Annotated in this window: 8 protein-coding genes; 7 read left to right on the top strand and 1 reads right to left on the bottom strand. The window is 45.8% G+C overall.

The window, feature by feature from the left end; translation table 11 throughout:
* The 6 genes from RJD38_RS15135 (at nt 1) to RJD38_RS15110 (ending at nt 5,709) form a co-directional block, all read left to right on the top strand.
* Nucleotides 1–549 carry a hypothetical protein gene (locus tag RJD38_RS15135; protein WP_065546466.1) on the top strand — a complete coding sequence of 183 codons (549 nt, stop codon included), beginning with the start codon at nt 1–3 and terminating at the stop codon, nt 547–549.
* A gap of 9 nt (nt 550–558) precedes the next feature.
* Nucleotides 559–1,653 carry a COX15/CtaA family protein gene (locus RJD38_RS15130; protein WP_065546465.1) on the top strand — a complete coding sequence of 365 codons (1,095 nt, stop codon included), beginning with the start codon at nt 559–561 and terminating at the stop codon, nt 1,651–1,653.
* Nucleotides 1,646–2,542 carry a heme o synthase gene (gene cyoE / locus RJD38_RS15125; protein WP_065546464.1) on the top strand — a complete coding sequence of 299 codons (897 nt, stop codon included), beginning with the start codon at nt 1,646–1,648 and terminating at the stop codon, nt 2,540–2,542. Before RJD38_RS15130 ends, cyoE begins: the two co-directional genes overlap by 8 nt.
* A 113-nt stretch (nt 2,543–2,655) precedes the next feature.
* Nucleotides 2,656–3,057 carry a VanZ family protein gene (locus tag RJD38_RS15120; protein ID WP_065546463.1) on the top strand — a complete coding sequence of 134 codons (402 nt, stop codon included), beginning with the start codon at nt 2,656–2,658 and terminating at the stop codon, nt 3,055–3,057.
* A gap of 393 nt (nt 3,058–3,450) precedes the next feature.
* Nucleotides 3,451–4,503, top strand: a complete 1,053-nt coding sequence (gene aroG / locus RJD38_RS15115) for a 3-deoxy-7-phosphoheptulonate synthase AroG (protein WP_005598197.1) — start codon at nt 3,451–3,453, stop codon at nt 4,501–4,503.
* Between the two features lie 297 nt (nt 4,504–4,800).
* Nucleotides 4,801–5,709 (top strand): aldo/keto reductase, encoded by a 909-nt coding sequence (locus tag RJD38_RS15110; protein WP_065546462.1) that lies wholly within the window; start codon nt 4,801–4,803, stop codon nt 5,707–5,709.
* Between the two features lie 66 nt (nt 5,710–5,775).
* Here the strand turns inward: RJD38_RS15110 and RJD38_RS15105 are convergent, their stop codons facing one another.
* Nucleotides 5,776–7,368: an EAL domain-containing protein gene (locus RJD38_RS15105; protein ID WP_065546461.1), complete on the bottom strand. Its 1,593-nt coding sequence runs from the start codon at nt 7,366–7,368 to the stop codon at nt 5,776–5,778.
* 366 nt (nt 7,369–7,734) lie between these two features.
* On the opposite strand from RJD38_RS15105, the gene RJD38_RS15100 reads away from it, so the two are divergent.
* A complete protein-coding gene (locus tag RJD38_RS15100) occupies nt 7,735–21,129 on the top strand; it encodes a retention module-containing protein (protein WP_367971653.1) in 13,395 nt (4,464 codons plus the stop codon).
* Nucleotides 21,130–21,236: the final 107 nt, after the last annotated feature.

The raw sequence follows: 21,236 nt of genomic DNA, 5'->3' as shown, positions 1-21,236 counted from the left end.
ATGAAAGCATCAGTTACTCGCGGTCGCATCATGTTATTGGCACTTATTTTCGTGTTTGCTTTGCCTGCACTATTAGCCAAGTTGATTCTACAGCAGCAGTGGTACACGGCTGGCGTGACTAATAAAGGTACGTTAATTGAACCCTCCACCAGTTATGCGAGCCTTGGTGTTGAGAATCCCTATGTTGGTCAGCGTTGGCAATTGGCCTATGTGATGCCAGAAGTATGCGACTCGCTCTGCCAAGAACAACTCTATCTACTGAAACAAAGCCATACCGCCTTAGGAAAATATCAACAACGGGTTGAACCTGTCGTGCTGGTTCGTGAGCGTAGTGATCAACAAGCGCTTGAGGACATTGGTTTTTCAACACTTACGATCAATAGCGCATTTGGGCAAGTGGTGGGCGGTTTTGAATATGTAATTGTTGATCCAAGAGGTCAGCTCGTCATGCGTTACCCAAAGGTGGATTCACAAGACAATTTAGTGGCTCAAAGTAAAGGATTACTGGCTGATCTGAGAAAACTACTCAAGTTATCTCGGGTGGGCTAAGGAGGTTCTATGCTATTAAAACGCATGTTACAACTGAGTTTGCTGCTGACGTTTATCGTTATTCTTTTAGGGGCTTATACTCGTCTAGCGGATGCCGGACTAGGCTGCCCAGATTGGCCCGGTTGCTATGGTCAGCTTAGCGTACCCAATAGTGAGCTGGAAATTGCTCAAGCCAACCATCTTTTTCCTGCTTTAACTGTCGAGACGGATAAAGCATGGCTGGAAATGATCCATCGATATTTTGCTGGTTCTCTTGGTGTATTGGTTTTTGCCATTTCAGTTATCGCTATTGTGCAAAAACAAGTGGGCCGACTGTTGCCTGTTTTGGTCAGTGTCGTGGTCGTATTCCAAGCTCTGCTAGGAATGTGGACGGTCACGATGAAGCTGATGCCTTTGGTGGTGATGGGACACTTACTTGGCGGCTTTACACTGTTTAGCTTATTGGCTTTGTTGTATTGGCAGGTTCGCGCAAGTGAATGCTCACATTCCGCACTAGAACAAGAGCCTGAGCCCAATGTCGGCCATCTTGTGCATAATACCAAGCAACGGATATCGCCTAATTCTAGTGTGATAAAAATCATTGCCGTGTTGGCTTTAATACTGCTGGTAATGCAAATTGCGCTTGGTGGTTGGACATCCTCCAATTATGCCGCCTTAATGTGTACCGAACTGCCGATATGCCAAGGACAATGGCGTGATTATTTGGATTTCAGCACCGCTTTTCAGCTCATCCAACCGTCACAAGAGAGCTATGAGTTTGGTACGTTAGATTATGGTGCAAGAATGACGATTCATGTCATGCATCGCTTTGGTGCAATGGTCGTTAGTCTCGTATTGATTAGTTTGATTTGGCAGTTATTCAAACAGGAAAGTTTGCCCTGTCAGCACCAAGCTAAGTGGTTAACAGGATTGCTGGCGCTACAGCTTATGTTGGGGATCAGTAATGTTGTCTTTAGCTTACCCATCGTGGTTGCGGTTGCTCACAATCTCGGAGCCGCATTGCTTTTACTTAATGTACTTTATATTAATCATTTATTGTGGCAATCAACCCCAAAAACTTCTGCACTAGGTATGCGTGTTGGCAAGGAGGCCTACCATGAGTAAATCTCTAAGTTATGAATACAGCCAGAGCAAAGCCGTGTGGCGTAGTTACCTCGCATTAACCAAGCCAAAAGTGGTGATGTTGATGCTACTAACGGCGCTAGTTGGAATGTGTTTGGCTATGCCGGGTTCCCTGCCTTTGCAGCAAAGTATATTAGGAATGCTGGGCATTGGCTTAATGGCTTCTTCGGCGGCAGCTTTCAATCATTTAATTGATCGTCGTATTGATGCCGTGATGGCTCGAACGCACCGCCGCCCTTTACCACAAGGGGAGATGTCACCGATGCGTGTGGCGGGATTTGCCACTACCCTCGGTGTTGCGGGGTTTATGATATTACTGTTTACCGTTAATCCGCTAACGGCTTGGCTGACGTTTGCCAGTCTTTTGGGCTATGCAGTGGTTTACACCATGTATTTGAAACGTGCGACGCCACAAAATATTGTCATCGCTGGGATTGCAGGGGCAATGCCACCGTTGTTGGGTTGGAGCGCGGTGACGGGGGAGCTACACAGCCATGCTTGGCTGCTCGTGATGATCATTTTTATCTGGACGCCGCCACACTTTTGGGCGCTCGCCATCCATCGCCGAGATGATTATGCCAAAGCCGATATTCCTATGCTGCCAGTGACTCATGGGATTGAGTACACTAAAACCTCTATCTTGCTTTACACCATTTTATTGGCTTTAGTGTGTTTATTACCCGCTTTGGTTGGGATGAGTGGTCCACTTTATTGGATGGGCTCCATTGTGTTGAGTGCAGGCTTTATTGGTTATGCTTGGAAGTTGAAATACCAGCCAACAGAGAAAACAGCCATCGAGACGTTTAAGTTCTCTATTTACCATCTGATGCTGCTTTTTGTTTTACTGTTGGTCGATCACTACATTACTTAACGATATAAAAAATAACCAAAAATCAACAAAATGACCTTTGATATCACGAGGGGTTCACGTATGCTGGTCGTATTTTCATCATCCAGACAGCATGACCCCTTAGAACAGCAAGCATGAATAAACGTCCTTTATATTTTAATCGCCGAGTGATACTGCTTATGGTTGTCGTATTGCTTAGCGGTTTAGCGTCAATGGCAAAGACGTTTAATGTGCATGGCAACAGCGTACGAGAAGTTGAAGTATTGTTTGGTGGTGACTGGGCCTTGCACAGTATCCTCTCATTTCTATTGGGATTTATAGCCTGTTGGGCGACCCCAAAATACTATTTTCGTAACGCCTTATTTCGCTTCCCACCGCTGTTGATCCTAATGCTCTGTCTCGTCTCAGCAGATGAGGCTTTTCAAGCCGTTAGCCCCTTGAGAGAGTTCTCATGGCAAGATTTTTTGATCAATATTTCCGGGCTTTTATTGGGTAGTGCTGTCTATCGCCTCTATTTGGCAACTCAGTCTAATTGATCGCCTATTCAGTCAAGAATTTGTGACCTTACCGCGTTCACAGATCTCATAATCCCTTTCAGATTGAACCTGCTTTAGGATGACGTATCTAGTGGTTTTTGTTGAATCTGCTCTGAATCTTGCGAGAAGCTTAAATAGTTATTTTTATAATTCTTTGAATTAAATTAATTTTTGATTAGATTTTCCTTAGTTTCTTATCTTTGATAATGGGTGTAATTATTTTTTTACATTGGCTGTAAAGTTTAAAGTATGCAGAAATATTGCCTTTTAAATAAAATAATGGTTGCAAGGTTTGTTTTTGATAGATAAGTTACAAGGAACAGGAACGTAAAGGGTCGAATCGGCAAGCACGTAATAATGCCAATCACTCGAAATAAACAGGAAGAAGTAGCGATGTTTCAAACAGATGATGTACGAATTCACAAAGTAAAAGAGTTATTACCACCGGTAGCTGTATTAGAAAAATTTCCGGCAACAGAAACCGCTTCTTCTACAACATTTCGTTCACGCGAATCAATTTCAAATATTTTAAAGGGCACTGACGATCGTCTATTGGTTATTGTCGGTCCATGTTCGATTCACGATACTGAAGCGGCGCTAGAGTATGGCAAGAAGCTGAAAGTACTGCGTGATGAACTGAGTGAAGACCTTGAAGTGGTTATGCGAGTTTACTTTGAAAAACCACGTACAACGGTGGGTTGGAAAGGTTTGATTAACGACCCATACTTGAATGATACCTTCAAAATCAACGATGGACTGCGTATTGGCCGTAAGTTGCTACTAGATTTAACAGATCTTGGTATTCCAACGGCAAGTGAGTTCCTAGACATGATTACGCCGCAATACGTTGGCGATTTAATCAGCTGGGGTGCAATTGGTGCTCGTACCACGGAATCTCAGGTTCACCGTGAGTTATCATCGGGCCTATCGTGTCCAGTTGGCTTTAAGAATGGTACTGATGGCAACATCAAAATCGCCTCAGATGCGATTCGCTCCGCTGGCGCTTCTCACCATTTCCTATCAGTGACGAAGTTTGGTCACTCGGCGATCATTGAGACCAGTGGAAACCCAGATTGCCACATCATTTTACGTGGCGGTAAAGAGCCGAACTACAGCGCAGAGCATGTGAGTGCAATTAAGCAAGAGCTTGAAGCATCAGGTTTGCCGCAGAAAGTGATGATTGACTTTAGCCATGCCAATAGCTCAAAAGAGTATAAGCGGCAGATGGTGGTTGCTGAAGATGTGGCAGGCCAGCTAGCGGCAGGTGAAGATGCCATTTTTGGTGTGATGATTGAATCTCATTTGGTTGAGGGGCGCCAAGACCTTATTGATGGTAAAGCCGCGACTTATGGCCAATCGATTACCGATGGCTGTATTAACTGGGGTGACACTGAACAAGTGCTGCGTCAGCTCGCTCAGGCAGTGAAACAGCGTCGTAACGCCTAGCCACTCATTTTAAATGAAAAAGCTCCTATCTGTAGGAGCTTTTTTTATGCTGTCTGTTTGTTCTGGTAGAAGCTAGATTTAGGAAAACATTTAGTTTCTGTGCTTATGATTTCATCCTCTACACTTATCGGTAGCTTTCAAGCGATGTGTCTATTTGATGGAGGCATAGCGTTGGAGTAAGAAAAGTGTGGCGGTTGACCCAAAACTGGTAATTATCAGGCGCTCTACTCGGGTTCGCATTGAGCATTTATTCAAAGCAGCTTAGCCTAGTGGCAGGATAATTTAGGAGTGATAGAGATGGTGTCTAAAGTGGTAGTTGGCCCACAAGGTCCGGAGCTTTCAGAACTGGTACAAGGTTACTGGCGACTAGCGGAGTGGGGCATGACGCCTCAACAACGTTTGACATTTTTAAAGCAGCACATAGATTTAGGGATCACGACTGTTGATCATGCAGATATTTATGGTGGCTATGAGTGTGAGCAGCTGTTTGGCGAAGCGATTAAGTTAGATCCGTCTGTTCGCGAGCAAATTCAAATTGTCACTAAGTGCGATATTCAGTTGTGTGGTGCAAAATATCCGCAACGTAAAGTGAATCATTATGATACCAGCTCGGCGCATATTCATGAGTCGGTGAATAATTCGTTGTCTCGCCTCAATGTTGACCACATCGATTTATTATTGATTCATCGTCCAGATGTATTGATGGATGCGGATGAAGTTGCTGAGGTTTTTTCTGAACTGCATAAAGTTGGTAAGGTAAAATACTTCGGTGTATCAAATTTTACGCCAAGTCAGTTTGATCTGCTTGAGTCGCGAACGCACAAGCCACTAGTGACGAACCAAGTAGAAATCAACCCGCTTAATTTTGATGTTGCTCATGACGGTACGCTAGACCAACTGCAAATGAAGCGCGTAAGACCGATGGCGTGGTCATGTCTTGCTGGTGGGGAGTTGTTTACTGGCCAATCCGAACAAGCAAAACGTGTTCGAGCTGAGCTCGAAGCGATTCGTGTAGAAGTTGGTGCGCAGTCGATTGAACAAGTGATTTATGCATGGGTACGACGCCTACCCTCAAAACCGCTGGCAATTATTGGTTCGGGTAAGATTGAGCGCGTAGAAAGCGCCGTGAATTCTCTATCAATCGAATTGACTCGTGAACAATGGTATCGCATTTGGGTGGCTTCTAAAGGTCATGGTGTTGCCTAAGCCTGATGGAATAGAAAACGTATAAGCCAACCACAAGGTTGGCTTTTTTTGGCGCCACGTTTGTGATTAAGCGGGGAGTCGGCTAACTTGGTCGAACTTGATTTCGCTGCCTAATTCGATTAGCGCCGCTGGTTTGATCGGCCGTGAGTAATAGAACCCTTGTATATAGCTAACATCGAGCTCTTTCAGCAAATCGATTTGGTGCTTGGTTTCTACCCCTTCAGCAATGACTTTCATTTCCAACTCTTTTGCAAGTTGAATCATCGAAATCAAAACCGGTGTAATACTTGAATCGTTTTGTAGGCTCTTAATAAACACTTGATCGATTTTCATGACTTGAAAGCGGTGCAAACGGATGAAGTTGAGACCTGAGTAACCAGTGCCAAAATCGTCAATAGCGAGCTGAAAACCCATTTTTTGAATTCGCTGGAGATTGCGTAATGCTACTTGTAATTGCTGCTGATCAAAATCCAAATTTTCGGTGACTTCAAGCAGCAAGCATCCAACAAGCTTAGGGTACCGTTTGGTAAACAGCAGTAAGTGAGTAATAAAATCATCGTCAACCAAACAAACACGGCTGAGATTGACGCTGACATAATTTTTGGCTTGATAGCTGGGATTATTGGTGAGAAATCGAGCTACATTTGATAGTGTTTTTTTGGTCAGCAAGTCAATTATGCCGAGGCTCTCCGCCAATGGAATGAAGATTTCAGGTGAGATTTGACCTTGTGTCGGGTGATTCCAGCGCACAAGGGCTTCACTACCAACCACTTCGTTGTTATTTACATCCACAATTGGCTGTAAATACAATTCAATTTGGTCATTCTCAATGGCGCTGACTAAGTTAAATTCAATCGAACGCTTAGCCAACAGTTGATAGCCAATAGTCAAATAAATTAAAGAAAACAGAGATGCCACTAAAATGGTCTGCCAAATATGGCTGAAATAGTGATATTGATATGTGCCAGCGCTAGGGCGTAGTTCTATTTGCAGTGGGTAGATTTCAGAGTCGAAAATAAACTGGTCTTTTTGTTTTAGGTTACTTGGTATTTCTCCATTGAGATCCCTACCTAATATACTGAGTCGATATTTGTATTGTTTGTTATCTAAATTTTGCGCAATGAGATTGATAAAGCGTTGCGGGGGCATCAGAGCATTTAGGCCATAGTGATCATTGATTGAGGCATAAATGAAAAAGGTGTTTAACGCACTGTTGGAGCGGCTGACTTCAATTGTAATATGTGTTTTAGAAGCATTGATTCTTTCTACAATCGCATTGGAAAGGTCAATATCAGTCAGGCCTTCATTACTGGTACAGATTATTCGACCGTTACTATATATCCCTACTTCTTTAATGAATTCAGAATGGAAGACATGACTACGTAATGCCAACTTATCTTCTTCGCTGCATGTTTTACCTATTTGTTTATTCAAAACATAGAGTTCACTAGCCGTTTTTTCGATATAGCGTTCCAATGCGAGAATGAGCTCTTTCCCATCTTGATAGGCCGCTTTTTTTGTATGGTAGTAATTGCCTAAGATAGAAAATGAGAAGGCAAGGAAGAAAATGACGAGGACAGGGATTAAGTTTGGCAAATGGGAACACATCTCTCGAGTGAGTGTGTAGATTTTGCGTAAGTTAAACTTTGCTGAGTACATTAGAACCTGCTTGTCATTGCTTTATGCAACTATAAATAAATTTAACTGAGAGTTTATGAATTACTTCAGTTTTTTTTAGCATGTCTCAATACTAATACATCTCAAGTTGTCCCATTCTAACGTTGAAAAGTCTGCTCTTTAGTCAGATTTTCATATGTGTGTATTTTCATTTGTGCGTTATTTGATTCCATACAACCAATTTTGTGTTCAATGACTATACTTACTTTTGAACAACGAAAGTCACTAAATGAGTGAAAATCAATGCAAAATCGTTTCTTATTTGGTAAGTTTCTGGTGATAAAATAGTAAATAAAATGATAAGAATTACTAGTTACTTGCAAGATTTAAGAAATTTCGGGGGATGAGATGGACAATAAAGTGGGCGACGGTGGATTCAAGGTTGCTAAACTGAGCGGAGATGCAATTGTCATCGACGAAAAAGGGAATGCGCGAGATCTAAAAGTCGGCGATGTTGTCACGAACAAAGATACAGTCATTGTTGTTAATGGCGCAGAGGTAGAGCTTAAGTCTGGAAACGAAGTCGCCGTTATCACGCAAAACTGCGTTGCTTGCTTCGACCATAATACTGTCTCTCAACAAACTATCGCAGATGCGCCGATTGGTGGCGAAATTAACGTTGATTTGTCGAATATTGAAGATACAACGTTTGCCATCGACGAGATAGAGGCTCTGCAAGCTGCCATCTTGGCGGGAGAAGACCCGACAGCTATTTTAGAAGCCGCGGCTGCGGGGGGCGTGTTAGGTTCTGCCAATGCAGGGTTTGTTACAATTGACTACACCAACGCTCAAACACTCGCTCAAACCTTCTTTGAAACCAGTGCTCCGCGCCGTGATATATTTGATGACCCAGAAGAGGATGGCCGCTCAACGGTCTTTGCTGCTGGGGGAGAAAGCATAGCAGAGCTAGTAGTAGAGGGGGATCTAGATCCTGATACTTATCCTTCTATTGTCACAGCCTCCGTCTTTATTGAAGCTGGCGATTTGCCGCTTGACCCAACCAGTTTTGTCCCTGACCCCATCTCTCTTGCCACCCTGCTGGCTGAATTAAACAACGATATTAAATCGGCAAACCAAGACGTCACATTTAGTTATGACGCGAGTGAAAATGCCATTATTGGTGTATCTGCGGCTGGTGAGGTAATACGCATCGACTTGGATGTGACCCCTATAGGAAAAGATCTCACACTAACCATTACCACGACATTATCGCAGCCTATTGACCATCTACCTTCTGTTGGTAGTGGCAATGTGGCCTTGGTTAATGATCAAATCGTGGTGAATTTTGATATTACGGGCACCGATAGCGGTGGGAATTCGATTCAGGCGCCAATCAGTGCCAGCGTCACCATCGGCGATGGTATTGATCCACAAATCGTGGATGTGCCAAATATCACCCTGAATGAAGCAAACTTAACGGACGGTACGGCAACCGATCCCTCAGCCACAGTAGCTGGTAATGTAGTGGATATTAATTTAGGCAGTGACACCATAGAGCAATATCGTTTGGACGTTACTAACTTTAACGCCGATGGCCGTTTAACTTCACAAGGTGAGCCACTTACGATCAGTGAAGTTGCAAACAGTGATGGTAGCTTTACTTATACCGCTTCAACCAGTGCCGGTGATGTGTTTGTTCTGACGATTAATACCGCTGGTGATTATGAGTTTTCACTGAAACTACCAATTGATCATCAAGTGGGCAGCGATAGTACCACTATCGATTTTCCATTAACCGCCACCGATTATGACGACGACACAGCCCAAGGCACATTGCCGATCACCATTCTTGACGATAAACCGGTACTGAATGGCTTTACTGGCGAAACCAGTGTTGATGAAGATGACATTCCTACCATTGGTTCAGCTCTTGATGGCAGCAATCAAATCAGCGGTAACTTCGATATTAAAGAAGGTGCTGATGGCATTAAAAGTTATCAGATCACCAACGTTGATACGTTACTGTTTGGCTTAACCTCTGGTGAACTAGCACTGGAATGGAAGGCGGGGAGCCCAGAGCAGAGCGGCACGGAGTTTACGTATACTGCGCAAACCACCGCAGGTGACACTGTCTTTACTCTTGTATTTGATACCAGTGATAACAGCTACCGATTTACCTTAGATAAGCCATTAGACCATCCCGATGTTCAAGGTGAAAACACCATCACATTGAATGTGATGATCAGCGCAACGGATTTTGATAACGATACGACCGCAGCCAAATCGCTCGATATCGTTGTGGTCGATGACATCCCGTTGATTAACGAGATTGCCCCCCTATCAATCGATGAAGATGACCTGCCCGGTGGGATTGATGTCGGTAATGATCCTCTGATCGATTCTGGTGTTTTTGATACCACTCAAGGTGCTGACCGTGTTGTGACGTACAGTCTTGAATCGCTTACCGTCCCAGTGGCAGGTCTTGAATCGCAAGGTAAAGCAATCACGATTGCCGAATCGTATGATCCTAATACGCAAACTTATACGTATACTGGCTCGACTGACGATAGTGAGGTGTTTGTTTTAACCCTCAGTGGTAACGGTGCGTATCAATTTGAACTCAAAGCGCCGATTGATCATGCAACCAATGAAAATGATAAAGATCTCACCTTTGCCATCGTCGCTACTGACCAAGATGGCGACACCAGCACCAAACCGCTGGTGGTGAAATTAGTTGATGATGCGCCTATTTTAAACGGTTTTACTGGCACGACTACGGTTGATGAAGACGACATTCCAGCGATAGGATCTGCGCTCGATGGCAGTAACGTGATCGGTGGCACCATTAATGTTGAAGAAGGCGCTGATGGTGTTAAAAGCTATCAAGTGACCAACACCGCTACGCTACTTAATGGTTTAACCTCTGGCGATGAAGCGTTGGAGTGGAAAGCGGGCAGCCCTGAACAAGATGGTGGCAAGTTTACCTATACGGCGCAAACCACGTCAGGAGCGACAGTCTTTACCTTGGTATTGGATACCAGCAATAACAACTATCAATTTACCTTGCTCAAACCTCTCGATCATGCTGATGCGCAAGGTGAAAACAACCTAGAATTAGCCTTCCAAATTTCTGCGACTGATTTCGATAATGACACCACGGGCGAGCAACCGCTGACGATCACTGTGGTGGATGATATTCCGCTGATTAATACCATCGCACCATTGAGTGTTGATGAAGACGATCTGGTCGGCGGTACTGATGAGGGCAATGATTCGTTGACCGCCTCTGGCGTGTTTGATACCACGCAAGGTGCTGATGGGGTCGTTACTTACCAACTGGAATCATTAACTAGCCCTGTTTCTGGTCTGTTATCACAAGGTAAACCGGTCACCATCAGTGAGTCGTTCGACACGGCGACAAAAACCTACACCTACACAGGTGAAACCGCCGATGGCCCTGTATTTGTGTTAATCCTAAGTGGCAACGGTAACTATCAATTTGAGCTAAAAGCGCCGATCGATCATCCCGATAGTGAAACCAACCAAGATCTGACGTTCTCGATTGTCGCCACTGACCAAGATGGTGATACCAGTACGAAACCGCTCGTCGTCACTCTAGAAGATGATGCGCCGATCCTAAATGGCTTTAGCGGCCAAACCAGCGTAGATGAGGATGATATCCCGGCCATTGGTTCGGATATTGGGCCTGGGCAAGTTGGCAGCAATATTATTGGCGGCACCGTTGATATCAGCGAAGGTGCAGATGGCGTTAAAAGCTATCAGGTGACTAATATCGGCACTTTGCTTAATGGCCTAAGCTCTGGCGATGATACGTTAGAGTGGAAAGCGGGCAGCCCTGAACAAGTTGGCACTCAGTTCACCTATACAGCGCAAACAACCTCGGGTGAAACCGTGTTTAGCTTGGTGTTTGATACCAGTGACAATAGCTACAGCTTTACGCTCGATAAGCCGCTTAACCATGTTGATGCGCAAGGGCAAAACACGTTTGATCTGACCTTTGAAGTAACGGCAACAGACTTTGATAACGACACCACGATGGTTAAGCCGTTAGTGATTACGGTCGTTGATGATGTGCCGCAAATAGACACTATTGCACCACTGAGTGTTGATGAAGACGATTTAGCCAATGGCACCGATGCAGGTACCGATTCACTGACCGCTACTGGTGTGTTTGATACCACACAAGGCGCTGACCAAGTGATCACATACCACCTCGAATCATTGACCGTTCCTGTCAGCGGCTTGATGTCACAAGGTAAGGAAGTGAGCATCAGCGAATCGTTTGATTCAGCGACAAAAACTTACACCTATACTGGTTCAAGTGCTGATGGCGAAGTGTTTGTACTGACGCTAAAAGGCGACGGTAATTATCAGTTTGAACTTAAAGCACCGATTGATCATGCCGTGAATGAAGACGACAAAGATCTCACCTTCTCAATTGTCGCCACTGACCGAGATGGCGATACCAGCATAAAACCATTAGTGGTCAAACTGGTTGACGATGCACCGGTACTGAATGGCTTTACTGGTGAAACTAGTGTTGATGAAGACGATATTCCTACCATAGGCTCTGCGCAAGATGGTAGCAACGAAATCAGCGGTAACTTTGATATTGATGCCGGAGCTGATGGGCTAAAAAGCTTCCAAGTGACCAATGTTGATAGCGTACTCACTGGGCTAAAATCGGGTACTGAAGCGGTAGAATGGCAAGCGGGGAGTCCGGTTCAAAATGGCACACAGTTTACGTACACCGCTCAGACCACGTCAGGGGCGATTGTATTTACCTTAGTTCTCGATACCAGCGACAACAGCTATCGCTTCACCTTATCAGAGCCTCTGGATCACCCAACGGCTCAAGGCGAGAATAGTCTCGCGCTTGATTTCATGCTGAGCGCTACCGATTTTGATGGCGATACGACCGCAACCAAGCCACTGACGATTACAGTGGTTGATGACATTCCACTGATTAATACGATTCTGCCGCTGAGCGTGGATGAAGATGATTTAGTCGGCGGCTCTGATCAGGGCACTGATTCCCTCAAAGACTCTGGTGTCTTCGATGTGACGCAAGGGGCTGACCAAGTGATCACTTATCACCTAGCCTCATTGACTGATCCGGTTGCAGGTTTGCAATCACAAGGTAAAGCGATCACGATTAGCGAAGTGTTTGATCAAGCGACTCAAACTTATACTTATACGGGCTCTACTGCGGATGGTGAGGTATTCATTCTTACCTTGAATGGCAGTGCTGGTAGTTATGAATTTGAGCTTAAAGCGCCGATTGACCACGCCGATACAGAAGACGACAAAGATATTACTTTCTCAGTGGTCGCAACCGACCAAGATGGTGATACTAGCACTAAACCATTGATCGTTAATTTAGTCGATGACGCGCCAGTGATTAATAGCTTCACGGGTGATCAAATCGTTAATGAAGACGACATTGCTATCGTCGGCTCTGATCCAGATAAAGAACCTATTACCATTGGCGGCACATTCGATATCACTGAAGGGGCAGATGCGCTCAAAGCGATCACCATTGCCAATGAAGCATCTGTACTCAATGGCTTAAAATCAGGTGGCGAAAATTTAGAGTGGGCAACCACAACCACTGTGGGCAATGTCATTACCTACACAGCGCAAACGGAAACGGGTAACGAAGCGGTGTTTACCATGGTGTTTAACACCCAGACGCAGCGCTATGACTTTACCTTGTTAAAAGCACTCGATCACCCAACGGGCCAAGGTGAAAACCAGCTCGATATCAATTTCCAAATCAGCGTGATTGATTTTGATAACGATGAAAGTTCAGCGATTGCACTGCCTATCACCGTCATTGATGACGTTCCAACAGTAGATGACGTTGAGCGTTTAGCGGTCAATGAAAATGATCTCAGTGATGGCTCTAGCCCGAGTGCCACAGATCTTACCGCCGATGGCAGCTTTACCACGGTGCAAGGCGCCGATTCAGTGGTTAAATACAGTTTAGAGTCGACCACGTCGCCCGTCACTGGCTTGCAGTCTGGAGGCTTCGATGTGGTGATGTCTGGGCCAGTGATTGACCCTGCCACCAATCAACACACCTACACGGGTAGCGCTGATGGCGTTGAGGTGTTTGTCTTAACCCTTAAAGCCAATGGTGACTACAGTTTTGAGCTAAAGGCACCGATTGATCACGCCCAAGGTTCGGATCTCACCACATTAACATTCCCTGTCATTGCCACCGATTTCGATGGCGATACCAGCGCGAAAAGTATCTTGGTTGATATCAGCGATGATTTACCCACAATGACCGAGATCAGCGGCAATAAGTTAGTTGATGAGGATGATCTTGCGGGGATTGGCTCTGATGGCAACAAAGAGAGCACCACCGCGGCGGGTAATTTCGTGGTAGAAGAGGGCGCTGATGGCATCACAGAGTATGAGATCGTTAATCTTGACAGCGTATTAGATGGGTTAAAATCAGATGAGCAAGACTTGGTATGGGCTGCAGTGCAAACTGATGGCACCAAGGTGACTCATACCGCGCAAACCGCAACGGATGGTGATACTGTCTTTACCCTGATTTTTGATACAGCAGATAACAGCTACGCCTTTACTATTGAGCAGCCTTTTGACCACCCTGCGGGACAAGGTCAAAACGATATTACGATTGGTTTTGATATTCGCGGATTGGATTTCGATAAAGATCCAACGGCCACCCTGCCATTGGATATTGTGGTACGAGATGATGTTCCTAATATCATCGACCGAACAATCACGGTGATTGAAGGCGAGACGAATAGCACTCGAGCGAATCTTTTTGGTAAACCGGGTGCTGATGGTGCGGAAATCACCCTAGTGGAAGGTAACGATACCCCAAATGGGGAGATTCGCTTTCTACTTGCCGACGGAACGTATGTGGATGCATTAGATCCAGCAGGAGCACGTACAACAGTGACGGTTGTCGAAACCATCCGTGATTCTGGTGGCAACATCACCGACAACATCGTGCAGGGTACGCTGCAAGTTCGTCCTACCTCCGGCGATCGAGGCCAATTCCGCTTTACGCCAGTCGATAATCTAGAGCATGAAAGTGGCCAATTCACTTTTAGTCTGACGGTAACGGCAACTGATGGTGATCAAGATACCTCGGTGAAAAACTACACCGTGAATATCTTAGATAGAGACGCGATAATTGAGTCATCAAGTGTGGTGAGCTTTGAGGATTCAGGCCGTGACAGTTCACTTACTTTCAATCCGCCTATTACCAATAGTAATGTCGAAGACAATCAAGGTTCGTTAGCGATAACGCCAAGCAAACTCGACTTAACCGTTAAGTTGTTCGACTTAGATAACGGTGAGAAAGTCGGCACGATTATCATTGAAGCGGGAACGCATAATGGTAAGTTCTACTTCTTAGATGGCACGACTTACACCGAATTAACCACGCAACCAGATGGCCGTGTGGTGTTAAATGCGGATGATGTACAACAGACCATCGACCCCACCACGACGATAGCCAGCATTGATAATCTTTACTTCGTGCCCGATCGAAATTATTCGTCAGGTGATGGTGGTTTCTCGGTGCCGATAACGGTTGAAATACTTAATGGTGTAACCCCCGATCATGCCATTGGTGGCAGTTTGAACATCGAGGTTGAGGCGGTTGCCGACATTGCAGAGTGGAATGATGCGAACAGCCTCTACACTTATTCGCTGTTTGAAGATGGCGAAAATGCCAACCTTGCATTGCAAGCTGTGACTCAAGATGGCAGTAACCCAGAAACGATCACTTATCGCTTAGAGGTCACCGCAGGGGAAGGTAAATTCGAACTGCTGGATGGCAATGATCAAGTGATCAATGAAGTCTCTCCGGGCGTGTATGAAATCACCTCGGGCGATATTAATTCGGTGCAAGTGAATCCGATCGATCACTTCTCAGGTTTCATTAAGTTTAATGCTACCGCTCTAACAGAAGAGACCGATAACGCACTCGCAGGCAAAGAGCAGGCGGAATCCGTCGTGCAAGAGTTGGTGATCAATGTTAATCCGATTGCTGACCAAGGCTCTTTCAGTGTTAATCGTATTACCATTTTTGAAGACAATGCCAAAACGCAAGATACTATTGATCCAGAAACCGATCACGAAGCGTTTACGCTCAATAAGGTTATCTCGTTAGGCTCAACAGATGATATCGACACGCCAAACGATGATTCAGAAGCGCAATTTGTTCAGCTTGATAATTTTAAATCAGAAGATGGCTCTGTACTGGTTGGCTATGAAGTGCGTTGGATCGGCACCGGTGATAGCCCAATAGTGGAAATCTCTCCGGGTGTATTTGAGATCCCCGAAGCGGCATTGCCATTCGTTGAAATCCAACCGCCACTGCACAGCAACGTTGATTTCAGTTTTGATGTGGTTGGTATTGTAAAAGACACCGCCACTCTAGCTGATGGTTCTCAAGTGGTGGATACCAAACCAATGGGTGCGGCGAAAACCGTTAACGTGACGGTGAAAGGTGTCGCTGATATTCCGTTTTTGCCGGATGTACCAGAAGAGCCTGCAACGGGCGGCGTGCTGGGAACATGGTACGAATACAACCCACCGTCTGGCTTGGTTGGCGCGCAAGTGACCATCAATGAAAGTACTGAGGCCGATATTAGCTTTGCGGTCCTCTCTGGTGAGGAAGGTGATAGTGTCTTTGACGGCTCAGAAAGCTTATCAGTGCTGCTGTCTAATATTCCAGATGGTGTTGAGCTATTTGATGCCAATGGCGGTGCGATTGACTTGGTCTACGTAGGCCAAGAAGGTGGTAAGCCAATCTATCAAGCCAACATTACGCAAGAGAACTATCAATCAGGCATCACCATCCGTCCCCCTAAGTACTCGACAGATGACATCACCATCGATGCAAAAGTGGTTGTGACAGAAAACGATGGTCACGTGCGTGAAGTGAATGGAGTACTCAAGGTAAACATCGCTCCGGTCATCGAAGCGGGAGGTGCAACAAACACATACAGCGCGAGTGCGGTCGGTAATGAAGATACGTTTATCAGAGTTCCTTGGCGTGTTACGGCTGGTGTGGATGCGCCCGATAGTACCCCAACAATCAATGGACGTGATTATGAGTTTGTCACCGACATTACCATCTCGGGTTTTCCTGCTGGCGTGGGGGCTGATGGTGTTGATATCCAGATTGATGGGGCAAATGTAGTCGTTGATGGCGTATTGCAATCAGGTTTCCCGAATGTAACTTATTCCAATGGCGTGCTTAATATCAGTGGGCTAGATCAAAGTACAAGTGCACCAGATATATTGGTGCGACCTCCGGAAGACTCGAGTGTGGATCTCTCGCTGACCAGCGTATTAAAAATGAAAGAGATCGATGAAGATGATCCATCGCTGACAGTGGAAGCGGATGTCACGGGGCAACTAAGTATTGTCGTGCGTCCTGTTGTAGAGCCTGATGGTACTCTGAGCATTGAAGACAGCAATGGTAACGTGGTCACGTCAATCAATGATGCCGATGATGGTAACAGTGACGGCCGAATTGACTTTACCATCAATGATCAAAATGGCGATGCTAATATCGTTAAGTTCCAAGATCTCGACCCAAGCTCAACCGAAGATGTCGATCAAGTGGTGGTGCGCTTTGCAGGCTTTACTGGCGGTATTCCTGATGCCGATCTCGAAGCGGTAATGGATCAATTGATCGTTTTCGGTGCCGTTAATAATGGCGATGGCTCATGGACCGTGCTCGATGAAGAAAACTTTACGATCGCCGCACCGAGTGGCCTGAAATACCCAGATTTAGGCGCATTAGAAAACACCATTAAAGTGGAGTTTGTTGCTGAAGTCAGAGACGCCGGTGATGAAGGCGAAGGCAGTGCGCCACGCGAAGTGACAACCATCGTGGACTTGGTCTTTCCAGGAGCTGTTTCCACCCTAACCAGCGAAGCCGCAGAGGTTGAGGAAATCACGGCGCCTACCGCCATTATCTTAGGCCAAGAAGATAATCAGTTTGATGTTAGTAGCCAATTATCGAACGTGATCAAACTGAAAGCGGGCACGGCGGATGGTATCGCAGACCAAGTGACCATCGTCATTGCGCAAAGTGACATTCCTGCGGAAGTGTCGGGGCTGGTGATCAGTGGCGGCACGTATGATTTCGCCAATGAAATGTATATTTTTGAAGCGCAAGTGACAGCGGGTGGCGATCTGATTATTCCGGCTGGTTGGGAGTTTATAACTCCGGAAGATTACGCTGGTGATTTCATTATTCCAATGTCGGTTGTGACCACTGATACCATCTCCGGTGATGAGAAAGTGTTACCGGTTGATGTGAAGTTTGCCGTGACGCCATTGGCTGATGTGCCAGTCTCATCGGGCGGTAGTCCACAACCGGAAGATACCGACGTCACGCCAAGTTTCACGATTGATGCAAGCTCTGTTGAAGCAGGTACAGGCGCAGAGCTCTCCGCTGATGCTCTAGAAGATAACTTAATCAAACTAGAGCTCGATATTGCGCTCGCAGACGAACGTGATGCACCAACACAAGGGCGCGAAACGTTAAGTAAAGTAGAGATTGAACTGGTAGATAGTGATTTAGGTTTCTTTGCTGATATTAATGGCGATCCAATTACAACCACAACACCGGGTGTGTTGGTGATTGAATCGAGTGATCCCGCGGTGATAGAAGCGGCGTTACAAGCGATCTATTTTGTCCCTAAGCACAACTACCCAACAGGCAATAACAATAATACCGTTGAAGTACGAGTCACAGGTACCGTTAGTGATAAAACCATCTTTGATCAAACGGGTACTACACAAACCCCAGACGAACAGGCCGATAAGACGTTTAGTGCCGAGATGTCTTTCGACATTACACCGGTTGTTGACCCAGTGACGATGCCTGAAGCGTCTGACAACATTGTCGTTATTGGCGATGAAGATACCGATATACACCTAGAAAGTAACGGTAGTGGTTTGCAGATCTCGCTTACCGATACAGATGGCTCTGAGCAGTTCCTATCAGCCAAACTCACCGGCGTACCGGACGACTTTATTGTTAACAGTACTTCGAGTGACTTTGTGGTGAAAAACAATGGTGGCGGTGAATGGACGATTCAATTAACCGACCCAAGTGTCACCTCCATCGATTTATCACAAGTAACGATCACACCGGCCAAAAACTTCAGTGGTAAAGCTGATATTAATATTGTTGTCTTTACCCAAGAACAACTGCTGGGTGTTCCTGTGGAACATACTGGTCAATTTACGATAGATGTAACTCCGGTAGGAGATCCTGTCGATACCGACCCCGTTGATAGCGTCACTGGCGATGAAGGGCAGAACATTGATATCACCATAAACGCCAGTGTGATTGATAAGATAGATTTATTGCCAGCAGACAGCGCCCAAGATCAGCCAGAAACCTTGTTGATTACGGTGGAGAATGTCCCTGCTGGTGGTCAGATCTTCTTTGATGATGGCATTACGCTCGCGACCGACTTGGGGGGCGGTGTATGGCAACTAGAGGTGAATGCTCAATCGATTGATAAAGTGGTGTTTAACTCTGGCGACCAAAACCAAGGAACGTGGGATCCCGACCAACTGACGATAAAAGTGCAGTCCGTTGATACGGGTTATGATGGCGTTAAACACCTTGGCCCAATCAGTCAGTTTGAGGTAGGCGTAGTGGTAGAGGCCGTGAACGACCGCCCTTATTTTGAAGATATTGATAACCTTCAAACCGCAGAAGATACCTCGGTGTTCGTCAAAGGGTTCACGATTAATGATATCGATGCCACATTGGATGATCCGAATGCGAGCTACACGTTAACACTGAACGTTGATAGCGGTACGTTGACGCAAGATATTACGGTGGCGAGTAACAACAACCTTACCGTTAATATAACGGGTGGGAACACCATTACCATTAGCGGTACGGTGAGTGAGATCAACCAAGCGCTCACGCAAAACTTAGTGAGCTTCACCCCTGCGTTAGACAGCAATGACTTAGTTGATCCTGATGGCGTGAAAGTGACGGCAACGGTTGATGATAACGGTAATTTAGGTTTAGTTGAGCCAGGTAACGATAATACCCTTAACCAAAACAGCACCGAGTTCGTGATTAACGTTTCCGAAGTGAACGATAAGCCCATCGCAGCGGATGTGGATTTGGGGTCAATTAATGAGGATACTTCGCTGCAAATTAACGTTTCACAACTGATTGGCCCGGGTTTAAGTACTGATCCGGAAGGGCACAACCTGATTGTGAAATCGATCACCGTACCGCCGGAACAAGGCGTAATTACCGCCAATCCAGATGGCGTATCATGGACATTCCAACCGAAGCTGGATTTCTCTGGTGATGTGACTATTAGCTATGTGATTGAAGATGATGGCACCACCGATGGCAATCCAGATTTCCTTACCGATCAGGGTACGATTTCTGTCACCGTGGTCGGCGTGAATGATGCACCAGAAGTGGATGTAGATTCGGCTACGCCAGTGATTGATGAAAGTGCGGCGCAACAAATCAGCGGTATAACGGTTGCTGATGTCGATTATGTCGACGCCTTTGCAAATGATACGATGAGTGTCGAATTGAGTGTCAGCTATGGGTCGTTAAGCGTGAATTTACCCGCAGGTTCTACGGTAACGGTCACCCCGGCTTCAGGCAGTTCGATTACCTTAGAAGGTACGTTAGCGGAACTCAATACTTTGCTTGATACGCCAGCCGCAGGAGAGGGTGTTATGCTCGATGCGCGTTTTGCGACAGACTCAGAGATAGCGCTAACGGTATCGGCGACCGATTCGGGTAACCCATCAGGAATGAGTATTACCACCAGTAAAACCCATGACATTACGGTTAATCCAGTTGCGGATGCGCCAACGCTCTCTATTCAACCGGGCTTTGATTACATCCGCAATGTGTCGGCTAATCTAAGTGTTAGTGGCAATAGTATTGCGATTGTTGGTTTAGTCGCAGCGTTAACCGATATAAATGAAGTGCTATCGGTTGAGTTGAGCGACTTACCGGTGGGCGCGAGTGTGGAAACCGCATCAGGTGCGATCACACCAATTGGAGGTATCTATTCAGTGCCTGCTGCCGATATTGACAGTATTGAGGTTGTCGGTGCAGGAGTGGGTAGCCATACCGTTAAAGTCACCGCCGTTTCAACCGATGATGGGCAGACCGCCCAATCAGCACCGATTGATATTGTGTTAAATATCTCGCCTGACGGCACGGATATTGACCAATCGGCGCAAACACAAGATGTTGAGCTGTTGGGTGATGATACCGGTGTTAACCTTACTGCCGGATCGGGTGATGATCGTATCGTCGGCGGTGATGGGGGAGATATTCTTACCGGTGGCGCTGGCAATGATGAAATCATTGGTGGTGCGGGTGCGGACACCATTGACGGCGGACTGGGCTCTGACATTCTAACAGGTGGCACTGGCAACGATATCTTTGTTTGGCACGAAATCTCCGATGGAGCGACAGATACCATTACCGATTTCACCGTATCAGAAGACAAAATTGACTTGCGCGATGTATTGCCGGAGCTTAAATCGGCCACGGTTGGTGTTGATGACTTGCTCGATCATATCCAAGTGACAGTACAAAATGAAGATCTCGCCATGACGATTCACCCAGATGGTGTCGGTTCAGGTGAAGAGCAAACCATTTTGGTCGAAAATTTGGCACAAGATTTAACGCTCGGTGGATTAGATCAAGGGCAAATACTTAATACCTTGATCGATCAGAACATCTTTTTGCATGATAGCTAGAATAAGCTAATAACGAAAAGGAAGTGTAGGAGACTGCACTTCCTTTTTTATTTGTTCTCACATCAATAATAACGACTCAAAAAATCGAGCTGTAGAGCAGAGAAAAA

Origin of the sequence: Vibrio scophthalmi (assembly GCF_040869025.1) — a bacterium.
GTDB lineage: Bacteria > Pseudomonadota > Gammaproteobacteria > Enterobacterales > Vibrionaceae > Vibrio > Vibrio scophthalmi.
The sequence above is the reverse complement of the archived record's forward strand: the minus strand, read 5'-3'. Positions and strand labels throughout refer to the sequence as shown.

Excerpts from the sequence above, each read along its gene's own strand:
- RJD38_RS15135 (WP_065546466.1), top strand. The coding sequence starts at position 1 with ATGAAAGCATCAGTTACTCGCGGTCGCATCATGTTATTGGCACTTATT.
- RJD38_RS15130 (WP_065546465.1), top strand. The coding sequence starts at position 559 with ATGCTATTAAAACGCATGTTACAACTGAGTTTGCTGCTGACGTTTATC.
- cyoE (WP_065546464.1), top strand. The coding sequence starts at position 1,646 with ATGAGTAAATCTCTAAGTTATGAATACAGCCAGAGCAAAGCCGTGTGG.
- RJD38_RS15120 (WP_065546463.1), top strand. The coding sequence starts at position 2,656 with ATGAATAAACGTCCTTTATATTTTAATCGCCGAGTGATACTGCTTATG.
- aroG (WP_005598197.1), top strand. The coding sequence starts at position 3,451 with ATGTTTCAAACAGATGATGTACGAATTCACAAAGTAAAAGAGTTATTA.
- RJD38_RS15110 (WP_065546462.1), top strand. The coding sequence starts at position 4,801 with ATGGTGTCTAAAGTGGTAGTTGGCCCACAAGGTCCGGAGCTTTCAGAA.
- RJD38_RS15105 (WP_065546461.1), bottom strand. The coding sequence starts at position 7,368 with ATGTACTCAGCAAAGTTTAACTTACGCAAAATCTACACACTCACTCGA.
- RJD38_RS15100 (WP_367971653.1), top strand. The coding sequence starts at position 7,735 with ATGGACAATAAAGTGGGCGACGGTGGATTCAAGGTTGCTAAACTGAGC.